Origin of the sequence: Kordiimonas laminariae (assembly GCF_023008165.1) — a bacterium.
Lineage (GTDB): Bacteria > Pseudomonadota > Alphaproteobacteria > Sphingomonadales > Kordiimonadaceae > Kordiimonas > Kordiimonas laminariae.
The window spans coordinates 1-1,073 of record NZ_JAKQZA010000017.1 but is presented as its reverse complement, the minus strand read 5'-3'; the positions used below and the strand labels follow the sequence as shown (position 1 = coordinate 1,073).

Sequence of the window (1,073 nt, the reverse complement as noted above, 5' to 3'; positions counted from 1 at the left end):
CGGCCACCTTCGCGGATAGCAAAACGAAGACCTTCGTCCATCGCGATTGGTGCGATAAGCTCAACCTTCAGGTTCACGTTATCACCAGGCATTACCATCTCTGAACCTTCAGGTAGCTCAATGTTACCTGTTACGTCAGTTGTACGGAAGTAGAACTGTGGACGGTAGTTAGCGAAGAATGGTGTGTGACGACCACCTTCCTCTTTAGTGAGGATGTATGTCTCAGCTGTGAACTTAGTGTGTGGCTTGATTGTACCAACGTGTGACAGAACCTGACCACGCTCGATATCATCACGTGCAACACCACGTAGAAGTGCACCAATGTTATCACCAGCTTGACCTTCGTCTAGAAGCTTGCGGAACATTTCAACACCAGTAACCGTAGTTTTCGCTGTATCTTTAATACCAACAATCTCGATTTCTTCACCAACCTTAACGATACCACGCTCAACACGGCCAGTTGCTACTGTACCACGGCCTGAGATAGAGAATACGTCCTCAACAGGCATTAGGAATGCACCGTCAACCGCACGCTCTGGAAGCGGGATGTAATCGTCAACTGCAGCCATCAGCTCAAGAATTTTCTCTGCACCAATGTTTGCGTCGCGGCCTTCAAGTGCTGCAAGAGCAGAACCAGCTACGATTGGAATATCATCACCAGGGAAGTCGTACTCAGATAGAAGCTCACGGATTTCCATCTCAACAAGCTCTAGAAGCTCTTCGTCGTCAACCTGGTCAACTTTGTTCATGAATACAACAAGCGCTGGTACACCAACCTGACGTGCAAGTAGGATGTGCTCACGTGTCTGTGGCATTGGGCCATCAGCTGCGTTCACAACAAGAATACCACCGTCCATCTGAGCAGCACCAGTGATCATGTTCTTCACATAGTCAGCGTGACCTGGGCAGTCAACGTGTGCATAGTGGCGTGTCTCTGTCTCATACTCAACGTGTGCTGTTGAGATCGTGATACCACGCTCACGCTCTTCAGGAGCCTTATCGATGTTCGCGAAATCAACAGCTTCACCGCCTGTTGCTTCAGCTAGAACTTTTGTAATCGCAGCTGTAAGCGT

Annotated in this window: 1 protein-coding gene; it reads right to left on the bottom strand. The window is 49.0% G+C overall.

All coding sequences use genetic code 11. The features are described 5' to 3' along the window. A partial coding sequence (gene tuf, locus MF542_RS17480; RefSeq protein ID WP_247021856.1) for an elongation factor Tu occupies positions 1-1,073 on the bottom strand: 1,073 nt, incomplete at both ends.